This window comes from Pseudomonas sp. 2835, assembly GCF_050435905.1.
GTDB lineage: Bacteria > Pseudomonadota > Gammaproteobacteria > Pseudomonadales > Pseudomonadaceae > Aquipseudomonas.
In genome coordinates this window covers 285,892-304,217 of sequence record NZ_JBNDLE010000001.1, presented here as the reverse complement: position 1 = coordinate 304,217, position 18,326 = coordinate 285,892, and the positions used below count along the sequence as shown (strand labels likewise).

18 protein-coding genes are annotated in these 18,326 nt (G+C 64.9%); 9 read left to right on the top strand and 9 right to left on the bottom strand.

Annotated elements, in window-relative coordinates; genetic code table 11:
* Nucleotides 1–571: 571 nt before the first annotated feature.
* Complete coding sequence (locus tag ABIE20_RS01110) at nucleotides 572–1,093, top strand: hypothetical protein (protein WP_429502376.1); 522 nt, start codon at nucleotides 572–574, stop codon at nucleotides 1,091–1,093.
* 1 nt (nucleotide 1,094) lies between these two features.
* Here ABIE20_RS01110 and ABIE20_RS01105 read toward each other — a convergent pair whose 3' ends face one another.
* Complete coding sequence (locus tag ABIE20_RS01105) at nucleotides 1,095–2,102, bottom strand: GlxA family transcriptional regulator (protein ID WP_429502061.1); 1,008 nt, start codon at nucleotides 2,100–2,102, stop codon at nucleotides 1,095–1,097.
* A 120-nt stretch (nucleotides 2,103–2,222) separates the two neighbouring features.
* On the opposite strand from ABIE20_RS01105, the gene ABIE20_RS01100 reads away from it, so the two are divergent.
* The 4 genes from ABIE20_RS01100 (at nucleotide 2,223) to ABIE20_RS01085 (ending at nucleotide 7,197) form a co-directional block, all read left to right on the top strand.
* On the top strand, nucleotides 2,223–3,140 hold the full coding sequence (locus ABIE20_RS01100) for an ABC transporter substrate-binding protein (RefSeq protein WP_429502059.1): 918 nt from the start codon (nucleotides 2,223–2,225) through the stop codon (nucleotides 3,138–3,140).
* A 63-nt stretch (nucleotides 3,141–3,203) separates the two neighbouring features.
* Complete coding sequence (locus tag ABIE20_RS01095; protein WP_429502058.1) at nucleotides 3,204–4,325, top strand: aryl-sulfate sulfotransferase; 1,122 nt, start codon at nucleotides 3,204–3,206, stop codon at nucleotides 4,323–4,325.
* A 59-nt stretch (nucleotides 4,326–4,384) separates the two neighbouring features.
* Entirely contained in the window at nucleotides 4,385–6,043 is a 1,659-nt protein-coding gene (locus tag ABIE20_RS01090; RefSeq protein ID WP_429502057.1) for an MFS transporter, read from the top strand.
* Nucleotides 6,040–7,197, top strand: coding sequence for an HlyD family secretion protein (locus ABIE20_RS01085; RefSeq protein ID WP_429502055.1), 1,158 nt, complete (start codon nucleotides 6,040–6,042; stop codon nucleotides 7,195–7,197). Before ABIE20_RS01090 ends, ABIE20_RS01085 begins: the two co-directional genes overlap by 4 nt.
* Here ABIE20_RS01085 and ABIE20_RS01080 read toward each other — a convergent pair.
* Nucleotides 7,191–7,460 carry a hypothetical protein gene (locus ABIE20_RS01080; RefSeq protein WP_429502053.1) on the bottom strand — a complete coding sequence of 90 codons (270 nt, stop codon included), beginning with the start codon at nucleotides 7,458–7,460 and terminating at the stop codon, nucleotides 7,191–7,193. The genes ABIE20_RS01085 and ABIE20_RS01080 overlap by 7 nt on opposite strands.
* A 129-nt stretch (nucleotides 7,461–7,589) precedes the next feature.
* Between ABIE20_RS01080 and ABIE20_RS01075 the strand changes: the two genes are divergently transcribed.
* Entirely contained in the window at nucleotides 7,590–8,918 is a 1,329-nt protein-coding gene (locus ABIE20_RS01075) for a cation:proton antiporter (RefSeq protein ID WP_429502051.1), read from the top strand.
* Here ABIE20_RS01075 and ABIE20_RS01070 read toward each other — a convergent pair whose 3' ends face one another.
* Together ABIE20_RS01070 and ABIE20_RS01065 are read right to left on the bottom strand one after the other, a co-directional pair.
* Nucleotides 8,919–9,065 carry a hypothetical protein gene (locus ABIE20_RS01070; protein ID WP_429502049.1) on the bottom strand — a complete coding sequence of 49 codons (147 nt, stop codon included), beginning with the start codon at nucleotides 9,063–9,065 and terminating at the stop codon, nucleotides 8,919–8,921.
* 88 nt (nucleotides 9,066–9,153) lie between these two features.
* Nucleotides 9,154–9,885 (bottom strand): TraX family protein, encoded by a 732-nt coding sequence (locus ABIE20_RS01065; RefSeq protein WP_429502048.1) that lies wholly within the window; start codon nucleotides 9,883–9,885, stop codon nucleotides 9,154–9,156.
* A gap of 85 nt (nucleotides 9,886–9,970) precedes the next feature.
* Between ABIE20_RS01065 and ABIE20_RS01060 the strand changes: the two genes are divergently transcribed.
* Nucleotides 9,971–10,210: a hypothetical protein gene (locus ABIE20_RS01060; RefSeq protein WP_429502046.1), complete on the top strand. Its 240-nt coding sequence runs from the start codon at nucleotides 9,971–9,973 to the stop codon at nucleotides 10,208–10,210.
* On the opposite strand, the gene ABIE20_RS01055 is transcribed toward ABIE20_RS01060, so the two are convergent.
* The 3 genes from ABIE20_RS01055 to ABIE20_RS01045 all read right to left on the bottom strand — a co-directional run bounded on the left by ABIE20_RS01055 (nucleotide 10,207) and on the right by ABIE20_RS01045 (nucleotide 13,886).
* Entirely contained in the window at nucleotides 10,207–11,484 is a 1,278-nt protein-coding gene (locus ABIE20_RS01055; RefSeq protein ID WP_429502044.1) for an NTP/NDP exchange transporter, read from the bottom strand. The two genes, ABIE20_RS01060 and ABIE20_RS01055, sit on opposite strands and share 4 nt — an antisense overlap.
* A 4-nt stretch (nucleotides 11,485–11,488) precedes the next feature.
* The gene (locus ABIE20_RS01050; protein ID WP_429502042.1) at nucleotides 11,489–12,400 is read right to left on the bottom strand and encodes an aldo/keto reductase; all 912 of its coding nucleotides are present in this window, start codon (nucleotides 12,398–12,400) and stop codon (nucleotides 11,489–11,491) included.
* 133 nt (nucleotides 12,401–12,533) lie between these two features.
* A complete protein-coding gene (locus ABIE20_RS01045) occupies nucleotides 12,534–13,886 on the bottom strand; it encodes an HD domain-containing phosphohydrolase (RefSeq protein ID WP_429502040.1) in 1,353 nt (450 codons plus the stop codon).
* 130 nt (nucleotides 13,887–14,016) lie between these two features.
* Between ABIE20_RS01045 and ABIE20_RS01040 the strand changes: the two genes are divergently transcribed.
* The gene (locus ABIE20_RS01040; protein WP_429502038.1) at nucleotides 14,017–14,979 is read left to right on the top strand and encodes a cytochrome-c peroxidase; all 963 of its coding nucleotides are present in this window, start codon (nucleotides 14,017–14,019) and stop codon (nucleotides 14,977–14,979) included.
* Entirely contained in the window at nucleotides 14,976–16,787 is a 1,812-nt protein-coding gene (locus ABIE20_RS01035; RefSeq protein WP_429502036.1) for a DAHL domain-containing protein, read from the top strand. Before ABIE20_RS01040 ends, ABIE20_RS01035 begins: the two co-directional genes overlap by 4 nt.
* Here the strand turns inward: ABIE20_RS01035 and ABIE20_RS01030 are convergent.
* Entirely contained in the window at nucleotides 16,784–17,512 is a 729-nt protein-coding gene (locus ABIE20_RS01030) for a DUF72 domain-containing protein (protein ID WP_429502034.1), read from the bottom strand. The two genes, ABIE20_RS01035 and ABIE20_RS01030, sit on opposite strands and share 4 nt — an antisense overlap.
* A complete protein-coding gene (gene xth / locus ABIE20_RS01025; RefSeq protein WP_429502032.1) occupies nucleotides 17,509–18,288 on the bottom strand; it encodes an exodeoxyribonuclease III in 780 nt (259 codons plus the stop codon). The genes ABIE20_RS01030 and xth overlap by 4 nt, the downstream gene beginning before the upstream one ends.
* Between the last annotated feature and the right edge of the window lie 38 nt (nucleotides 18,289–18,326).

The following is an 18,326-nucleotide window of genomic DNA, read 5'->3' as shown; positions in this document are numbered from 1 at the left end:
TGCCAGGGTCGGCGTACACCGATCCATTGCGGGAGCCGAGCCAGCACATCAGGTGGCGTCTGGATTACGAGAGCGCTGCGCACTCGATCGCTGGCAAAGCCAGCTCCGGCGTACACCGATCCATTGTGGGAGCCGGCGTTGCCGGCGATGAGGCCGGTACAGCCAGCACATCAGGTGGCGTCTGGATTACGAGCGCTGCGCACTCGATCGCTGGCAAAGCCAGCTCCCACAGGTCCAGCGCATGCAGATCCATTGTGGGAGCCGGCCTTGCCGGCGATGAGGCCGGTACAGCCAGCACATCAGGTGGCGTCTGGATTACGAGCGCTGCGCACTCGATCGCTGGCAAAGCCAGCTCCCACAGGTCTGGTGCATGCAGATCCATTGTGAGAGCAGGCCTTGCCGGCGATGAGGCCGGTACAGCCAGCACATCAGCTGGCATCTGGATTACGAGCGCTGCGCACTCGATCGCTGGCAAAGCCAGCTCCCACAGGTCCGGCGCATGCAGATGATCTCGATTGAACCCGCTCAAGCAATGGCCCTCTCTATGTCATCGACACAGGAGATCGAGCGGATGGGCAACATCATCACCGACCAGTCCGAGGCGCTTCGCGAAAGCCATGACTACCTCATGTTCGGCTCGCCGAAGGACCGGCTGGATTTTTATCGCAAGGAAATCCACTACGAAACCACCATGCTCTCCAGCCGCACTAACGCCTACCTGACGTCCCAGTCGTTCCTGGTGATCGCCTATGGCTCGAGCATGAGCAATATCAACCCGGAATGGGGCAAGGTGTTTACCCTGGTGGTGCCAATGCTGATGGCGATTCTGGGGCTGATCAGCTCGCTCCACGCCTGGCCCGGGATGAAAGCCGCCTACGAGATCATCGATCACTGGTACTTCAAGCAGAGCCATCTGCTGCAAAGCGAGTTGAGCATGGGCCACGTCTTCGATGAATCGCCGTTGTTCACCAAGAGTGAGTCCACGCAAAGCGGCTACCGCAAAGGCCTGCAGTTCTCTATGCGCACGCCGTGGATTTTCAGCGGCTTCTGGCTGCTGCTCGGGGTGTTCACGGTGTACGTGCAGTTCGCCTGAGCTAGCGCGCAAGCTGCAGCCTTGACTGCGAACGGTAGCCCAGCGGGCTGGTGCCCAATTGCCGCTGGAAACTGCGGCGCATGCGTTCTTCGTTGCCGAAGCCGGTGGTTTCGGCGATGCGCTTGATCGGCTCCTGGCTGGTTTCGAGCAAGCGGCAGGCGGCCTCAAGCCTCAAGGTCTCGACGGTTTGCGCCGGGGTGCCGCCGGTGGCGGCGGCGTAAGCGCGGGCAAAATGCCGGGGGCTCATGCCGAACCTTTCAGCCAGGCGTTCGACGCGCAGGTCGCCATTGAGGTTTGCCGCGATCCAGGCATGCAGGCGCACCAGGCGCTGGTCGCGATCCCGGCGCAGGGCCTCACTTTGCGCCTTGAGCGGCGCGCTGAGCTGGGCCTGCTCGGCCGAGCGTTGCACAAACACCGTGAAGTAACGCGCCAGGGCCAATGCTGCCTGGGCGCCGAGGTCCTGTTCGAGCAGGGCCAGCCCCAGGTCGATGCCGGCCGCGGCGCCGCCGCAGGTCCACAACCGGTCGTCATGCAGGTACAGCGCTTCGCGCTCCACGGTCAGCGCCGGGTAGCCTTGCTGCAGGGCCTCGGCAAAATGCCAGTGGGTGACCACCCGGCGCCCGTCCAGCAGCCCGGCGGCAGCCAGGGCGAAGGCGCCGGTGCCGATCGAACACAGGCGCCGCGCAGCGGGCGCGCGGCGTTGCAGCCAGGCGATCACCTGCGGGTCACGCTCAAGCTCGGCAACCCCCGGCCCGCCGATCACGATCAGGGTATCGAGCACCCGCTCGCTTTCGACCTCGGCCAACGAACGGGTCATCACGCCAATCCCGGAGATCGTCTCGATCTCGCCGCCCTGTGCCGACGCCAGCACCACCCGGTAAGGCGGGTTATCCACCCGTTCGCCACCCAGCACCCGCGACGCCGCGGCAAACACCTCAAGGGGCCCTGCGGCGTTGAGCAGCAGCGCGCCGGGGAACGCCAGTACCAGCACCGTACGGGCACTGTGCATGGCAGAAAAAGTGGGGTGTTTGACATGGTGGCTGCAGGGCTGCGTCGACATACTCAAGGCACACGTGATTCGAGAGCCCAGACGATGCCTAGAAAGTCTTTCACTGCCAAGCACCTTGTGATGCTGAGCGCTCTGCTGGCCACCTTGCAGGCTTGGGCGGCGCCCGCGCCGGAGCTTGAAGTCGGCGACCAGAGCGGCCTGACCCAGGCGCTGCTGGTGGCGGCCGGCGAAGACCAAGGGCTGGCCTACACCCTCGACTGGCACCCGTTCGGCGCCGGTACTGCGCTGATGGAAGCACTCAATGCCGCCGCCATCGACGTCGGCGTGGTCGGCAATGCGCCGCCGGTGTTTGCCCAGGCCGGCGGCTTCGAGGTGCGCGTGGTCGCTGCGGCCGAAGGTGCACAGAACAACAACGCGCTGCTGGTGCAGGCTGATTCGCCGATTCGCCAGGCGGCCGACCTCAAGGGCAAGCGCATCGCCGTAGCCAAGGGCAGCAGCGGTCACTACCTGCTGCTGGCCACCCTCGCCCGCGCCGGGCTGCAGCTCAGTGACGTCAACGTAATCTACGCAAGCCCGGTGGATGCACAGAATGCCTTTGCCAGCGGCAAGCTCGATGCCTGGGCAGTGTGGTACCCCTTTGTCGGCCAGGCCACGGCGCGCGGCGCGCAAAAACTGCTGGACGGCAGCCCGTGGCCGGAAACCGGGCTGAACTTTACGGTGGCAAGCCTGGCGGCCCTCGACGATCCGCACAAAGCCGAGGCGCTGGGCGATTTCATCCAGCGCCTGGCCCGCGCCCAGGCCTGGGCCACGGCCAACCCCGAGGCCTGGGCCGAACAGCTCGCCAGGGTCACCCGCCTGCCCCTGGCGCTGGTGCGCGACATGCTTGCCCAGCAGCATTTGCACTACGTGGCCCTCGACGCCCGGGTCATCGGCCTGCAGCAACGCCTGGCCGACAGCTTTGCCCAGGCACGGTTGATTCCGCGCCCGCTCAAGGTCGCCGAGGCCTTCGACGACCGCTACAACCACCTGCTGCCTTAACCCCCCTGCCCTTGTCGCCATGCCGCAAACGCCGGCAGGGCGGCGTTCATCTGGAGAAACCTGATGCCCACCCTCGATAGCACCACCTTGCGCCGCCAGGCCACCGGCCTGCTGGCCGTCGACACCGAACGTTCGGCCGGCGGCTACACCTTGTTTGCCCCGCAAACCGCTGGCGGCAAGGTGTTTTTGATCGACCTGCACGGCGAGGAAGTACACCGCTGGCAGCTGCCCCAGCGCCCCGGCCGCGACGCGGTGATCCTCGCCAACGGCAACCTTGGCTACAACGGCAATCACCCGGATTCGCCCGAGCTTTTTCCGGGCTGGTCGGTGTGGCATGGCGGTGCCTTCAGCGAGGTGACGCCCGAGGGTGAAGTAGTCTGGCAGCACACTGATCTCGGCCATCATCATGACGCCCAGTGGCTGGCCAACGGCAACCTGCTGTACACCACCGCCGAGCCGCTGCCGCTGGACATCGCCCGCCGCGTGCAAGGCGGTATCCCCGGCAGCGAGGCGCCCGGCGGGGTGATCTACGGCGACGTGGTCAAGGAAGTCGATCGCGCCGGCAACCTGCTCTGGCAATGGCGCAGCTGGGAACACCTGGCCCCGGAGGACTACCCGCTGCACGCCTGCTTCGAGCGCTATCACTGGCCGATGACCAACAGCGTGACGCCGGGGCGCGACGGCAAGGTCATCCTCAGCCTGCGCAGCGTGTCGGCGGTGATCGCCGTCGACAAAGCCAGCGACCGCGTACTCTGGCGCCTGGGCCATGACCTGGTGGCGCAGCAGCATTGCCCGAGTGAACTTGCGGACGGCCGCATCCTGGTATTCGACAACGGCATCTCGCGCCCGCAGGTGTCGATGCCGCATTCGCGGGTGATCGAGATCGACCCTGTGCGCCAGCGCATCGAGTGGCAATACGCCGATACCCCAGGCTACGCCTTCTTTACCCCGTTCATGGGCGGCGCCCAGCGCTTGCACAATGGCAATACGCTGATCACCGAGGCCAACTTCGGCCGCCTGTTCGAGGTTACCCGCGGCGGCGAGGTGGTCTGGGAATACATCAACCCGCACTTTGCCGCCTACCCGGATGCCGCTTCGCGGGCTTACCTGCCGGGTGAGAACAACGCGATTTTCCGCGCGCACCGTTATCAAGCGCAGGATATCGCGTGGCTGCGGCTCGCCTAGCCTCTATAATCCGACAGCCCGCTGCTACGGGTGATTCGCAATTATTGCAAGGCACCTGAATGGATAAATACGCGACCCGCCAGTGGCTGCCCCATGAAAAACCGTCGATGCCGGGCTCGCCGTCGACCCCCCTGCACCCTGTGCCCAAGCGCCTGGCGTTTGGCCTGGTCGGCTTGCTGGTGGCCATCACCGGCGGCCTGGGCAACGCCCTGGTGACCGCCAACCTGCAGTTTTTGCAAGGCGCCCTGGGTGCCACCACGGCGGAAATGGCCTGGTTGCCAGCCGCCTACGTGATGACCAACGTGTCGATGAACCTGCTGCTGGTGAAGTTTCGCCAGGAGTTCGGCCTGCGCGCCTTCACCGAGATCTTCCTGGTGCTGTACGCCCTGGTGACCTTTGCCCACCTGTTCGTCAACGACCTCAATTCGGCCATTGCCGTGCGCGCCGCCCACGGCATGGTCGGCGCGGCGCTGAGTTCGCTGGGGCTGTACTACATGATCCAGGCGTTCCCGGCCAAGTGGCGGCTCAAGGCCCTGGTGCTGGGCCTGGGCGCCTCGCAACTGGCGCTGCCGCTGGCGCGGATCTTCTCCGAAGACCTGCTGCAAATCGCCGAATGGCGCGGCCTGTACCTGTTCGAACTGGGCCTGGCACTGACCGCGCTGGGCTGCGTATTGCTGCTCAAGCTGCCGCCCGGTGACCGCTTCAAGACCTTCGAGCCGCTGGACTTTCTCACCTTCGCGATCATGTCCAGCGGCGTCGCCCTGCTCTGCGCGGTGCTGTCGCTGGGGCGCATCGACTGGTGGCTGGAAGCGCCGTGGATCGGCGTCGCCCTCGCCGCCTCGATCGCCCTGATCATCACTGGCCTGGCCATCGAGCACAACCGCAGCAATCCGCTGTTGATGACCCGCTGGCTGGGCAGCGGCGTGGCCCTGCGCCTGGCGTTCTGCGTGATTTTGATCCGCATGGTCACCTCCGAGCAGTCCACCGGCGCCGTGGGTTTTCTCCAGGCGCTGAACCTGGGCAGCGAGCAGATGCGCAGCCTGTACCTGGTGATGCTGCTGGGCGCGGTGTCGGGGCTGGTGGTCAGTGCCCTGACCATCAACCCGCAGCACCTGGTGCTGCCGTTGTTCATTTCCCTGGCGCTGATGGCCACCGGCTCGTTCATGGACAGCTCGTCGAGCAACCTGACCCGCCCGGCGCAGATGTACTTCAGCCAGTTCCTGCTGGCCTTTGGCGGTACGTTCTTTCTGGGCCCTACCATGGCCCTGGGCATCAGCCACATCCGCACCAACCCGCGCAACCTGGTCAGTTTTTCGGTGATGTTCGGCATCTGCAACAACCTCGGCGGGCTGATTGGCGCGGCGTTGCTCGGCACCTTCCAGATCGCCCGGGAGAAATTCCACTCAAGCTACCTGGTCGAGCAACTGACCCTGCTCAACCCGCAGGTGCTCGGCCGCATACAAAACGGCGCGGCGTCCTATGCCGGGGTAATCGGCGACCCGGCGCTGCGCACCGCGGTGGGCAACCGCCTGCTGGCCAACGCCGCCACCCGCGAGGCAAACATCCTCGCCTACAACGATGTCTTCATTCTGATCGGCAGCATTGCCATACTGACCATGATCTGGATTTTCATCCGCAGCCTGTGGCTGTGGCACACCACCCGCACCGTCAGTGCGGTTGCAACCCTGGACTCTAGCCGTGGTGCCCCTGCGCAATGACCGAACCGACAACCACGACCACCACCGCCATCGCTGAAACCCCCGAAGGGCTCACCCCGCCTGCCAACGCCGCCAGTGAACAACGCTCCACCCGCCGACGGCTGCTGTCCTCCATGCTGTTTGCCAGCGTGGCCATCGTCGGCGTGCTGGTGGTGCTCTATGCCTGGCAGTTGCCACCGTTCAGCAGCGCCATCGAAAGCACCGAGAACGCCCTGGTGCGTGGCCAGGTGACGATCATCGGCCCGCAGCTCAGCGGTTATGTGTTCGAAGTGCCGGTGCAGGATTTTCAGTTCGTCAAGGCCGGTGACCTGCTGGTGCGTCTGGACGACCGCATCTACAAGCAGCGCCTGCACCAGGCCCAGGCCCAGCTTGAACAGCAAAAGGCAGCGCTGGCCAATAACCTGCAGCAACGCAACAGCGCCGAGGCCACCATCCTCCAGCGCCAGGCGGCGATTGCCGATAACCAGGCGCAGGCGCGCAAAAGCCGCGCCGACCTGCAGCGCAACCAAGAACTGATTGGCGATGGCTCGGTTTCACGCAGCGACCTGGACATCACCCGCGCCGCCGACGCCCGTGCCGCGGCGGCCCTGGCCCAGGCCAGAGCAGCGCTGGAAATCGCCCGCCAGGACCTGCAGACCGTCATCGTCAACCGCGCCTCCCTGCAAGCTTCGGTCGAGAACGCCAAGGCCGCCCTCGAGCTGGCGCGCATCGATCTGGACAACACCCGGGTCACCGCCCCGCGTGACGGCCAGCTGGGGCAGATCGGCGTGCGCCTGGGGGCCTATGTCAATTCCGGCGCGCAGTTGATGGCCCTGGTGCCCGACACCCTGTGGGTGATTGCCAACATGAAGGAAACCCAGATGGACAACGTGCGGATCGGCCAGCCGGTGACCTTCACCGTCGATGCGCTCAACCATCTGAAGCTGCACGGGCATGTGCAGCGTATCTCACCGGCCACCGGCTCCGAGTTCGCCCTGCTGCAGTCGGACAACGCCACCGGCAACTTCGTCAAGATTGCCCAGCGCATCCCGGTACGCATCAGTGTCGACCCCGAACAGCCCGCAGCGCAGCGGCTGCGCCCGGGCATGTCGGTGGTGGTCAGTATCGATACCCGGTATGTCGTCGAGAGCGAGCGCACTGCCCGGGATCAGTGAGCGATCCTGTCCTGCGGGAAGTCCGCCCCGGCCACCGCCAGCAAGTAAGCGGCATCCGCTTCGAACCTGAGGTCGCGGCATTCCTCCCAGGAAATCACCCGCAGGCGTTGCAGCTCATCGGCGCTGCGCAAGAGCGCGTCGTGGTAGCTGTTGGGGCAACTCATGCGCAGCGCACGGTCATCCAGCAGGGCCCGCCAGGCGCCGATGGCATTCAACCGGTGTTGCTCTGCGGCGCTGAGCTGTGAACCTCTGATCGTGCTCATGGCATGAACTCGCGGTGCTTTCAGAGAAGAACCGCCGACGTACGGGGGTGTTCCCGGCAGCTGATCAGCGGCATCGATGCCAGCGCCTTCTAAGCTCAACGAAACGCTCAGGCCATTCGAGGCGCAGCGATGAGTTTCATTCTCTGGATGGCGGTGCTCGGCGCCGTATTGCTGGCCCTGGCCCTGGCGGCGTCGTATTTGCGCTGGTTGCCGGTGACCACCTCGGCGGTGTGCCTGGGGCTGGGCATCGCCATCGGCCCCGCAGGCCTTGGCCTGCTGCAGCTGGACCTGGCAGCCGCGGCGCCATGGATGGAGCACCTGACCGAAGTTGCGCTGCTGTTCTCGCTGTTTGTCAGCGGCCTGAAACTGCGCCTGGCCCTGAGCCGGCGCCTGTGGCGCGTTGCCTTTGGCCTGGCCGGGCCGGTGATGCTGCTGTGCATTGCCGGCCTGTGCCTGGTGCTGCACCTGTTGCTGGGTTTGCCCTGGGGCGTGGCCTTGCTGGTTGCGGCGATACTGGCGCCTACCGACCCGGTGCTGGCCTCGCTGGTGCAGGTCAGCAATGCCCAGGACGTGGATGCACTGCGCTTCGGACTTTCGGGGGAAGCCGGGCTCAATGACGGCGTGGCCTTCCCCTTTGTGCTGCTCGGCTTGCTGATCATCAGCCCCGGCGACCTGCAACCGGACGCCCTGCTCCACTGGACGTTGCACGACCTGCTGTGGGCAGTGCCGGCCGGGCTGCTGCTCGGCTACGGCATGGGCCGCGGGCTTGGGCGAATCACCCTGGCCCTGAGCATCCGCAACGACGACAGCACGGTATCACCCAACGACTACCTGACCCTGGCGCTGATTGCCCTGGCCTACGTCGGTGCCGAAATGATCGAAGGCTATGGCTTTCTTTCAGTATTCGCTGCGGGCCTGGGGCTGCGCCAGGCCGAAGTAAGCTCCAGCGGCTATGCCTCGGTGCCTGCCGAGCACCGGGTGCAGCCGGTGGTTGGCCATCAGCATCTGGAGCCCGATCAGGCGGTGCACGGCGACACCGCGGCACTGGACGATAGCGAAGTGGCCGCCGGTATCATGATGGGCGACATGCTGGCCTTCGGGAACCTGGTGGAACGGGTGATGGAGGTATTTCTGGTCACCCTGCTGGGCATCGTGTTGCTCACCCACTGGGACTGGCGCGCCTTGAGCGTGGGGCTGATCCTGTTTGTGCTGATTCGCCCGCTGGCGGTGCTCGTGCTGCCCTGGGGGACGCTGCTCGATCGCCAGCAACGGCTGCTGGCGGGCTGGTTCGGGATCCGCGGGATCGGCAGCCTGTACTACCTGTTCTATGCCCTGAACCTCGGCGTGCCGGCCGCTGTTGCCGAGGATTGCACCGGGCTGGTGCTGTCGATCGTGGCCATGAGTATCGTCGTGCATGGCCTGACCACCCAGCCGGTGCTGGCCAGGTATCGGCAATAGTCACCTGTGGCGGTCGCGCTCATGCTCGCGGGCAATGCGCTCTTCACGGCGCCGGCGCCGGGCCACCGCCGCGCCCCAGGCCAACACGCCGACCGAAGCGATCAGCATTGCCGCCAACAACAAGTAGCCCCAGTGAACATTCATCATGCTGCGACACCTGGGGCCCGAAACAAGCCCTCACTGATCGATACACCTGGGTCCGCGCGACTTCGACCGGTGAGCCAGTACCTGAAGCTCAAGTATAGTCAATGATGGTAATGAGTTTGATCAGCAACAGATGCAGCGGATAGAACCAGTAGCCCCAGCGCCCGACGCGCCACACCTGGCGCTGCACCTGCAGGCGCAGCAGGGCCAGACCAACGGGCGCGGACAGCCACGCGGCGCTCAGGGCCATGAGCGAGATCGCCTGCAGCGGATGGTCGCGCAGCCAGAGGTTGGTCATATTGGCCGCCACCGCCAAGCCGGCGGGCAGCAACCAGGCCAGCGAACGGTAGCGCAGGGCCAGAACAAAAGCCCCGGGTAGCAGCACACCCGCCAATCCGTACATCAGCCGATCGGACGCCAGGCCAGCCGTCAATGCGGTGGCCAGCGCCATCAGCCCCGCCGCGCGGGTTCGATGATGCAGGCCCCAGGCGACCAGCAGGCCCAACGCCAGGGTCGGCATGATGTTGAGCGTCGGCGACGGGCCATTGAGCCAGCGATAAGGCCACTCCGACAGCAGCGCAAAAATCACCAGCCCCTGCAGGTAGCGGGCATTGGCCGCGGTAAAAGCCTGCCCGGCAACGCTGCGCGCAACGTTGGCGGCAATTGCCAGGCAAAACCACGGAAACGCCAGGCGGCCGACGACGAACAGCCAGTGCTCGGCGGGCCAGATGAAACGCAGGTGATCGGCGATCATGCTGATGATTGCCAGCCACTTGAGCAGGTCCAGGCCGATGTCCCGTTTGGCGCCAAGTTGCTCGGCCATGTCAGCCCCGGTCGATAGATAGGTTACCCAGACAATGCCACAGGCACCTGCAGTTTGTCGGCTGGGCTGGCAAAAGGTTGCAAACATGGATTACTGTATATCCATACAGCAACAACAGGTAACCATGATGAACGACTACGACGAAGACTTCGCCGCGCCTGATTCGCCGACCCTGGTGGAAATGTGGAAACATCAGGTGGTGCTGATGACCAACGAAGCCGAGTACCTGAACAGCGAATTGCTCAAGGCCCGCCAGAATATTGCCAAGCTGGTGGTAATCAATGCCGAGCTTGCCGAGCAGTTGCGCGGGGTGCGCAGCAGTTAAACCTGGCCCGGCTGATCCTCGCGCCGGCGCTGCTGACGCCCCAGCCACCAGCCGCTGCCTGCCCAGCCCAGGGCAATCCCCGCGCCGATGAACATCGCCAGCTGCGGGTGATCGCCCATCCCATCCAGGCCGCGCTTGAGCCAACCACTCACGGCATCGGCACCGCGATAAACCACGGTGTCGGTAAAGTTCTTGGCCTTGTACTTCTGCCCGGGCTCAACCACGGTGTAGAGCATTTCGCGTCCCGGCCGCACCAGCGCGTACTCGCCCACCCGGCGCACCACCATGACCAGCACGAACACGGCAAACAGCGGCGCCAGGGCCAGCCAGATGAACCCCAGCACCATCACCAGCGGCACCGCCACCAGCAACACCCCGACCCCGAGCTTGCGAGCGACATGCCCGGTGACAAACAGCTGGGTGAGGATCGCCAGGGCCTGCACGGCGCTGTCGATCAGGCCGAACACCTGGGTCTGTTCGGTACGGCTGGTGAAGTGCTCGGCCACCAGCCGCGCCTGCTCGAAGTACAAGAAGGTGCTGACGCTGGCCAGCAGCACCACGAACAGCGCTATACCCAGCAAGTAGGGCGAGCGCAATACCTGGCTGGCACCGGCAAAGGGGTTGCCGCCCAACGGCTGTGAACGCGGATGCTCGGTTTGCGCCGGCAGCGGGTACAGGTCGCGCCAGTGCTGCAGGTACATGGCCGCCACCACACTGGCGAGCAGGCACACCGTGGCCAGCACCACCAGCCCGGCATGGCCGATCAGGCCCACCAGCAACGTCCCGAGCAATGGCCCGAGCAAGCCACCGCAGCTCGCCCCCGCCGCCAGCAGGCCGAACAGTCGCTTGGCCTGCTCGCTGGAGAACAGGTCGGCGAGCACGCTCCAGGCCAGAGAGATGGTCAACAGGTTGAACATCGACAACCAGATATAGAACGCCCGCGCGCCCCAAAGGTTATCGGGTTGCACGGCGAACAAAGCCGCAAACAGCAACAGGTTGCTGGCCATGAACCCGTAGGTCCAGGGCAGGATGCGCCGGCGCTGTACTTTCGAGGCCAGCCAGCCAAACAGCGGCAAGGCGATCAGGGTGACGACAAAGGTGCCGGTGAACAGCCACTGCAGGTTCTCCACGCCACCGGCTACGCCCATGGTTTCGCGCACCGGGCGCAGCATGAAGTAACCGGCGAACAGCAGGAAGAACAAGGCCAGGCCGGCAACCACCGCCGGCGCTTCGCCAGGCCTGACGTTGAACACGCGGGTGCCCAGGCGTTTCATGGCTTCAGGCGAACTGCTTGATCAGGTCTTGTTGCTGCGCGCTGGTGAGCAGTGGCCCGCTACCGGCCTTGAGCTGATCGAGCTGGCGGTCCGGGCGGCTGGTGGCCGGGATCACCGTGGTCACCGCCGGGTGGCTGATGGCGAACTTGAGAAACAGCTGCGCCCAGCTGCCGATCCCCGCCTCGGTCGCCCAGCCGGGCAGCGCCTGGCCTTTGACCCTGGCAAACAGCCGGCCATCGTCAAAGGCGCGGTTGATCAACACCGCAACGCCGTTGTCCTGGGCCAGGGGCAGCACGGTGCGCGCAGCCTTGGGCGAATTGACCGAGTAATGGATCTGGATAAAGTCCAGGGCCTCACTGCGCAGGATCTGCACAAGGTCGTCCAGGCCGCTGTCAATGTAGTGGGTCACGCCAATGTAGCGGGTCAGGCCCTGGGCCTTGAGCTCGCGGGCATAGGGCAACTGGCGCTGCCAGTCGCGCAGGTTGTGAATTTGCAGCAGGTCGACCTTGTCGGTGCGCAGCTTTTGCAGGGTCCCGGCCCACTGCGCTTCGGCGACGGCGCGGCTGTCGGCGGCGATCTTGGTGGCGATAAAGGTTTTGTCCCGCCAGCCGCCCTCCTTCAGCAACTGGCCAAGGATGGCGTCGGCGCCGCCGTAGTTGGGCGAGGTGTCGATAACCCGGCCGCCGCCAGTGAAAAACACCTTGAGCACTTGCTTGAGCTGCTGGTACTCGGGCGAACCGGCCTCGACCTCGAAACTGCCGGACGTACCGGCACCGATCACCGGCAGCGCCTCACCCGTGGACGGGATCTTGCGGGTGAGCATTGCGCTGCTGGCCTGGGCCAAGGGCAAGCCATTGAGGGCCAGCCCGGCGGCCAGGGTGGCGCTGGCGGCAATAAAGTGGCGACGGGTGGGCATGGCACACCTCCTGGGAAGACCTGGGCTCAAGGGCTGAAAGCTTAGTGCCAGCCCGATCAGCATGCCGTTTGAGACCCGCAGGTATTGGTAACTTGATGTAAACCAACAAGGAGTACATTTGTACTCCAGCACGTCATCCGCCCACGCCCAAGTCAGCAGGCAACCCCTGCTCTTCAGGGACCTTGACGAAAACACTGTATTTGCCGCCCTCCATTTCTTCGAAGGCAATCAGTTTGCCAACCAACGCCGCGCTCAGCACTTTGCCGGCATTGAGCAGGAGCATGCCGTTGTCGGCATTGAGGTTGCGCGCCAGGACCATGCCGCCCTCAAGTTCGCGGGTGGTCAGGACCTTGACCGACGGATCGGCCAGGGTCACGTCACTGAGGAACTCGGCGCAGACCTGGACGAAATCTTCCACCAGCCCCGGGTCGTAGAGCTTGCCGGCGTATTTGCGGATGTACACCAGCGCCTCGTCGCTGTTCATCTGCCGCTCCAGCACCAGGCCGCGTTGCAGCTCGATAAAATCCACCGCCAGTTTCAGCCAGCGCGCCGCCAGGGGAATCGCCTCGCCCTTGAGGCGCTCGGGAAAGCCGCTGCCGTCCCAGCGTTCCTGGTGATGAAGAATGATCCGCGCCGCTTCCTTCATCGGCTCCAGGGTCATCACCAGCGATTCGCTGTGTTTCGGGTAGGCCCGGTACAGGTCACGCTCGGTGTGTGGCAGCAGGTCCGCCGGGCAGGTCAGCATGCTGTCGTTCCAGCTCATCTTGCCGATGTTGTACAGCGCCGCGGCCATGGTCAGGTCGCGGCTGCGGTTTTCGTCCAGGCCGTGGCGCGCGCAGTACACGCGGATCAGCTCGATGACCTGGCGATTGGTCTGCTTGGCCTTGGGCAGGCGCAGGTTGGCCAGCAGCGAGAACACTTCGGTGCCGGTCACGTAGCTGCGCTTGAGCTCTTCGTAGGCAAGATCGAGCATGTCGGCAGTCTGCTGCAGCTCGACCGTGCGCGCGGCGACGCGCTGTTCGAGGCTGGCGTTGAGCGCCTTGAGTTGCTGGTTCTGGGTCTGGGTCAGTTGCTCCAGGCGCCGCCGTTCACTTTCCGAATGCTGGTAGGCGAGCGCCTGGCGCAGGGTCACCAGCAGCTCTTCGTCGTTCCAGGGCTTACTGATGTAGCGATGGATCTGGCCGTCGTTGATCGCCTTGGCGATAGTGTCCATGTCAGCATAGCCGGTCAGCAGGATGCGCAAGGTCGTCGGGTAGCGCTGGTGGATGTGCGCCAGCAAGGTGGCGCCGTCCATGCCGGGCATGCGCGCATCGCTGACCACCAGGCTGACCGGGCGCTGCTCAAGCATTTCGAGCGCCTGGGCACCGCTCTCAGCCAGCAGCACGTCGTACGGCTGGCTGCGCAACAGCCGACGCAGGCTGCTGAGGATCGAGGTTTCATCGTCAACCAGCAGTACCAGCGGTTTTTCCATCTCGGGCTCGTCCATGCTCCCCTCCCTGTCGCCAACAGTGTCCCTGTTCACAGGCTAGATGACATTTGCCCCGCTGGTTAGCGCATGGCTCCTGGCCTGACTATCCTCAGGCACATAGCGCATGGTCACCACGGAGGGTTGCTCGATGCCTAGCGCGTTTATGCCTTGCCGGCTCGCAGGCATGCTGGTGCTGCTGCCCGCCGTGGCCCTGGCGCTGCCCCTCGACGGCCCGCTGTCACCCTTGCCGGCGCCGCCCGAGCTTGCCCCGCAGCGCGTAGAGCTGGGCCGCAAGCTGTTCAACGACCCGCGCCTGTCGCGTAACAGCAGCCTGTCCTGCGCTAGTTGCCATCGCCTTGAGCAAGGCGGCGCCGACAACCAGGCGCTGTCGCCGGGTGTCGATGGCCGGCCGCTGGCGGTCAACACGCCTACCGTGTTCAACGCCAGCCTGAATTTTCGCCAGTTCTGGGACGGCCGCGCGCACACCCTGGAGGAGCAGGCGCATCTGGTGGTGCAGAGCCCCAGTGAAATGGGCAGCGACTGGCAGGTGGTGGTGCAGCGCATCGCCGATGACCCTGACTACCGCGCAGGCTTCGCCCAGGCCTATGGCCAGGAGGTCGACAAACACACCATCGAAAATGCCCTGGCGACCTTTCAGCGCACCTTGCTGACCCCGGGCTCGCGCTTCGATCGCTACCTGCAAGGCGATACCGCGATCCTCACCATCGAAGAAAAGTACGGCTACCAGCGCTTTCAGGAATACGGCTGCATTGCCTGTCACCAGGGGGTCAACATCGGCGGCAACATGCTGCAGAAGTTCGGCGTGCTGGGTGACTACTTCCAGGACCGTGGCAACCCCAGCGCCGCCGACCTCGGCCGCTTCAACGTCACCGGCGACGAAGAGGACCGCCACGTGTTCAAGGTCCCCAGCCTGCGCAATGTCGCCGTCACCGCCCCGTATTTCCACGATGGCTCGGCGGCCACCCTGGAGGCGGCGGTGGATGTCATGTTCCGCTACCAGCTCGGGCGCACGCCGAGTGCCGAAGACAAGGCACTGATCATCCAGTTCCTCAAGACCCTCACCGGCCAATGGCAGGGCAAACCGCTATGATCCTGACCCGCCGCCGCAGCTTGCTGTTGCTGGCCACCGGCGCCGCGCTGCTGGCCTCGGTGCTGGTGTACCTGTACCTGATGTCCAAGGCCGACGAAAGCGACACCTACGCCCAGGCCCGCGACCTGATCCGACAGATCAAGCAGAACGACTCGCAATGGGAAAACGAGATTCTCAAGGCGCGCATCACCATCAACTACAACTACGACCCGCTGGTGGCGCCGCTGCTGGAAATGAAACGCCTGTGGAATGCCTTCGAGCACATCGAGGCCCGCCACCAGCACGGCGATACGCCGGCCTGGCGCACGGCCTACAGCGACTATCAGCAGGCCTTCGAAGACAAGTCCCGGCAGGTTGAGCGCTTCAAGTCGCACAACGCCGTGCTGCGCAACTCCCTGGCGTTCCTGCCCACCGCCGCCGATGGCATCCAGGCGCAGCTCGGGCAGTTGGCCGATGCCGACACCCTGCGCTTGCACAGTATCGCCACCGACACCTACGACCTGATGCTCAGCAGCCTGGAATTTGCCCAGCGGACCACCGATGACAAGGCGGCGGATATCCTCGTGGGCTTGAACACACTGGCGGTCAACAAGGAGCGCCTGCCCGCGGTATTCCACGCCCCCATCGATACCCTCAGCAACCACATTGCCTTGATCTTGCGCGAGCAACCCAAGGTCAACCAGTTGCTGGAGCAGATCGAGGCGGTACCGCTGGCCGAGCGCCTGGACGCCATTACCCAGATGCTCGACCGCGACGAACGCGCCGTGCTGTTGATCGACCAGCGCTACCACTTTTACCTGCTGGTGTTTTCCACGTTGCTGGTGTTGTTGCTGCTGTACATGGCGGTGTGCCTGATGCGCAGCTTTGCGGAAATCAACCGGGTCAACCGGGCGCTGGTCGGTGCCAATGATGAACTGGAACAGCGGGTTGAACGCCGCACCCTGGCCTTGACCCAGGCCAGTACCGCGCTACAACGCGAGATCGACGAGCGCAAGCTGCTGGAGAGCCAGCTGGTGCAATCGGAAAAACTCGCCTCCCTCGGCCAGTTGGCCGCAGGCGTTGCCCACGAGGTCAACAACCCGATCGGTTTCGTCTCCTCCAACCTGGGCGCGCTGGACGATTACTTCGGCCGCTTGCAGGGCATGCTCAAGGCCTACCGCGAGGCGGAACCCGGCCTCGACCCGGCGGCCTTGAGTGCAAGTCTTGCGACCCTGCGTACCGAGATCGAGCTGGACTACATCCTCGACGACATTCCCCTGCTGATTCGCGAGTCCAAGGACGGCATCAGCCGGGTCGGGCGCATCGTCAAGGACCTCAAGGACTTCTCCCGGGTCGACTCGAACCAGGACTGGCAATGGGCCAACCTGCAGCAAGGCATCGAGTCGACCCTGAACATCGTCGCCAGCGAACTCAAGTACAAGGCCGACCTGGTCAAGGACTATGCGCCCTTGCCGGAGGTCGAGTGCCTGCCCTCGCAGATCAACCAGGTGATCATGAACCTGGTGGTCAATGCCGCCCAGGCCATGGGCCCGCAGCGTGGCACCATCACCCTGCGCACCGGCTGCGACAGCGAGCAGGTGTGGATCGAAGTGGCCGATAACGGCTGCGGCATTGGCGCCGACAACCTGCAGAAAATCTTTGACCCCTTCTACACCACCAAGCCGGTTGGCCAGGGCACGGGGCTGGGGCTGTCGCTGTCCTACGGCATCATCAAGCGCCATCGCGGCGAAATCCGCGTGCACAGCGAGGTCGGTGCCGGCACTACCTTCAGGATCGAGCTGCCCATACGCCAGGCGCGGGCCGCCTAGGTCAGCAGTTGCTGCAACAGCAAGGCATCCGCCACTGCCGCGCCGCTGGCGGTATTGTCGAAGATGCACCAGGTCGGCACGCCGGCATTGACCGAGCGCTGCAGCTCAACGGCGAGCACGGCCAGGCGCTGCGGCCCGTAGGCACTGAAGTAGATCCGTGGCGAACCGTGCAGGCGCCAGTAGCGCAAGCCTTGCCAACCACCCGGCTGGTCACCCGCGTGCAAGGGCGAAGGATCGGCCGCCACCCGGGCAATCTGCAGGTGTTCCAGCAGCGCCTGGGCCTGCAGCCAGCTGGCATGGCGCGGCTCCAGCACCAGCGCGCCGTCGAAACGGCTGCGCAGCTGCTGGAAGAACCGCTCGGCAGAGTCTGCCTCATAGGCCAGGGACGGCGGCAGCTGTACCAGCAGGCAGCCCAGCTGCGGGCCAAGGCCGTGGCACTGGCCGAGGAAACTGTCGAGCAACGCCTGGCAGTCGACCAGCCGCTGAACATGGGTAATCTGCTTGGGCAGCTTGACCGAGAAGCGAAAGCCTTTGGGCACGCTCTGTGCCCAGCGGGCGTAGGTTTGCGTCTGGTGCGGGCGATAGAACGAGCTGTTGATCTCGCTCGCCTGCAATTGCCACGCGTAGCGTTGCAGGTGCGTGCCCTGCGTCGCAAAGGCCGGCCAATGCTGGCGCGGCAAGCTCCAGCCGGCACAGCCAAGGTGCAACAGCGGTGACAGGCTCACGCCGGGGCCTTGAGTTCGATCCACACCGGCGCATGATCGCTGGCGTGCGCCTCGTTGCGCACCCAGGCATCGACCCCGGCGTTTTTCAGCTGCGGGGCCAGGGCCGGGTTGAGCAACAGGTGATCGATGCGCAGGCCCGCGTTTTTCTGCCAGTGCTGGCGAAAGTAGTCCCAGAAGGTGTAGACCCGCTCGTCCGGGTACAGGTGGCGGATGGCATCGGTCCAGCCCTGGGCCAGCAGGCGCTGGTAGCAATCGCGGCTCTGGGGCTGGAGCAAGGCGTCCTTGAGCCAGGAGCGGGTGTTGTAGATGTCGAAATCGGTGGGCACGACATTGAAATCACCGGCCAGCAACACCGGATGATCGTTGCCGACCAGGGTCTTGGCGTGGGCGATCAGCCGCTCGAACCAGGCCAGCTTGTAGGCGAACTTGGGCCCCGGTTGCGGGTTGCCGTTGGGCAGGTACAGGCAGGCGATATGAATGCCCTGCACGGCGGCCTCCAGGTAGCGGCTCTGGCTGTCGTCCTCAAGGCCCGGCAGGCCGCGGCGGATCTCCAGCGGCTGGGCCTCGCGGGCAAGAATCGCCACGCCATTCCACGAGGCCTGGCCGTGGTGCAGCGAGCCATAGCCGAGGGCCTCGAAATCGGCGGCCGGAAACGCAGCATCGGCGGCCTTGAGTTCCTGCAGGCAGACCACATCGGGCTGTTCGCGCTGCAGCCAGTCGAGCAGGTTGGGCAGCCGCGCGCGAATGCCGTTGATGTTGAAGGTGGCGATCTTCAAGGGGCTCTTCCTCTGGCTGGGCAGCGATGGGCTGCAGC

Coding starts and splice junctions, on each gene's coding strand:
- ABIE20_RS01060 (WP_429502046.1), top strand. CDS start 9,971: ATGGATTACTGTATATCCATACAGCAACAACAGGTAACCATGATGAAC.
- ABIE20_RS01040 (WP_429502038.1), top strand. CDS start 14,017: ATGCCTAGCGCGTTTATGCCTTGCCGGCTCGCAGGCATGCTGGTGCTG.
- ABIE20_RS01100 (WP_429502059.1), top strand. CDS start 2,223: ATGCTGAGCGCTCTGCTGGCCACCTTGCAGGCTTGGGCGGCGCCCGCG.
- ABIE20_RS01045 (WP_429502040.1), bottom strand. CDS start 13,886: ATGGACGAGCCCGAGATGGAAAAACCGCTGGTACTGCTGGTTGACGAT.
- ABIE20_RS01065 (WP_429502048.1), bottom strand. CDS start 9,885: ATGGCCGAGCAACTTGGCGCCAAACGGGACATCGGCCTGGACCTGCTC.
- ABIE20_RS01070 (WP_429502049.1), bottom strand. CDS start 9,065: ATGATGAATGTTCACTGGGGCTACTTGTTGTTGGCGGCAATGCTGATC.
- ABIE20_RS01105 (WP_429502061.1), bottom strand. CDS start 2,102: ATGCACAGTGCCCGTACGGTGCTGGTACTGGCGTTCCCCGGCGCGCTG.
- ABIE20_RS01095 (WP_429502058.1), top strand. CDS start 3,204: ATGCCCACCCTCGATAGCACCACCTTGCGCCGCCAGGCCACCGGCCTG.
- ABIE20_RS01035 (WP_429502036.1), top strand. CDS start 14,976: ATGATCCTGACCCGCCGCCGCAGCTTGCTGTTGCTGGCCACCGGCGCC.
- ABIE20_RS01055 (WP_429502044.1), bottom strand. CDS start 11,484: ATGAAACGCCTGGGCACCCGCGTGTTCAACGTCAGGCCTGGCGAAGCG.
- ABIE20_RS01090 (WP_429502057.1), top strand. CDS start 4,385: ATGGATAAATACGCGACCCGCCAGTGGCTGCCCCATGAAAAACCGTCG.
- ABIE20_RS01050 (WP_429502042.1), bottom strand. CDS start 12,400: ATGCCCACCCGTCGCCACTTTATTGCCGCCAGCGCCACCCTGGCCGCC.
- ABIE20_RS01080 (WP_429502053.1), bottom strand. CDS start 7,460: ATGAGCACGATCAGAGGTTCACAGCTCAGCGCCGCAGAGCAACACCGG.
- ABIE20_RS01110 (WP_429502376.1), top strand. CDS start 572: ATGGGCAACATCATCACCGACCAGTCCGAGGCGCTTCGCGAAAGCCAT.
- ABIE20_RS01075 (WP_429502051.1), top strand. CDS start 7,590: ATGAGTTTCATTCTCTGGATGGCGGTGCTCGGCGCCGTATTGCTGGCC.
- ABIE20_RS01085 (WP_429502055.1), top strand. CDS start 6,040: ATGACCGAACCGACAACCACGACCACCACCGCCATCGCTGAAACCCCC.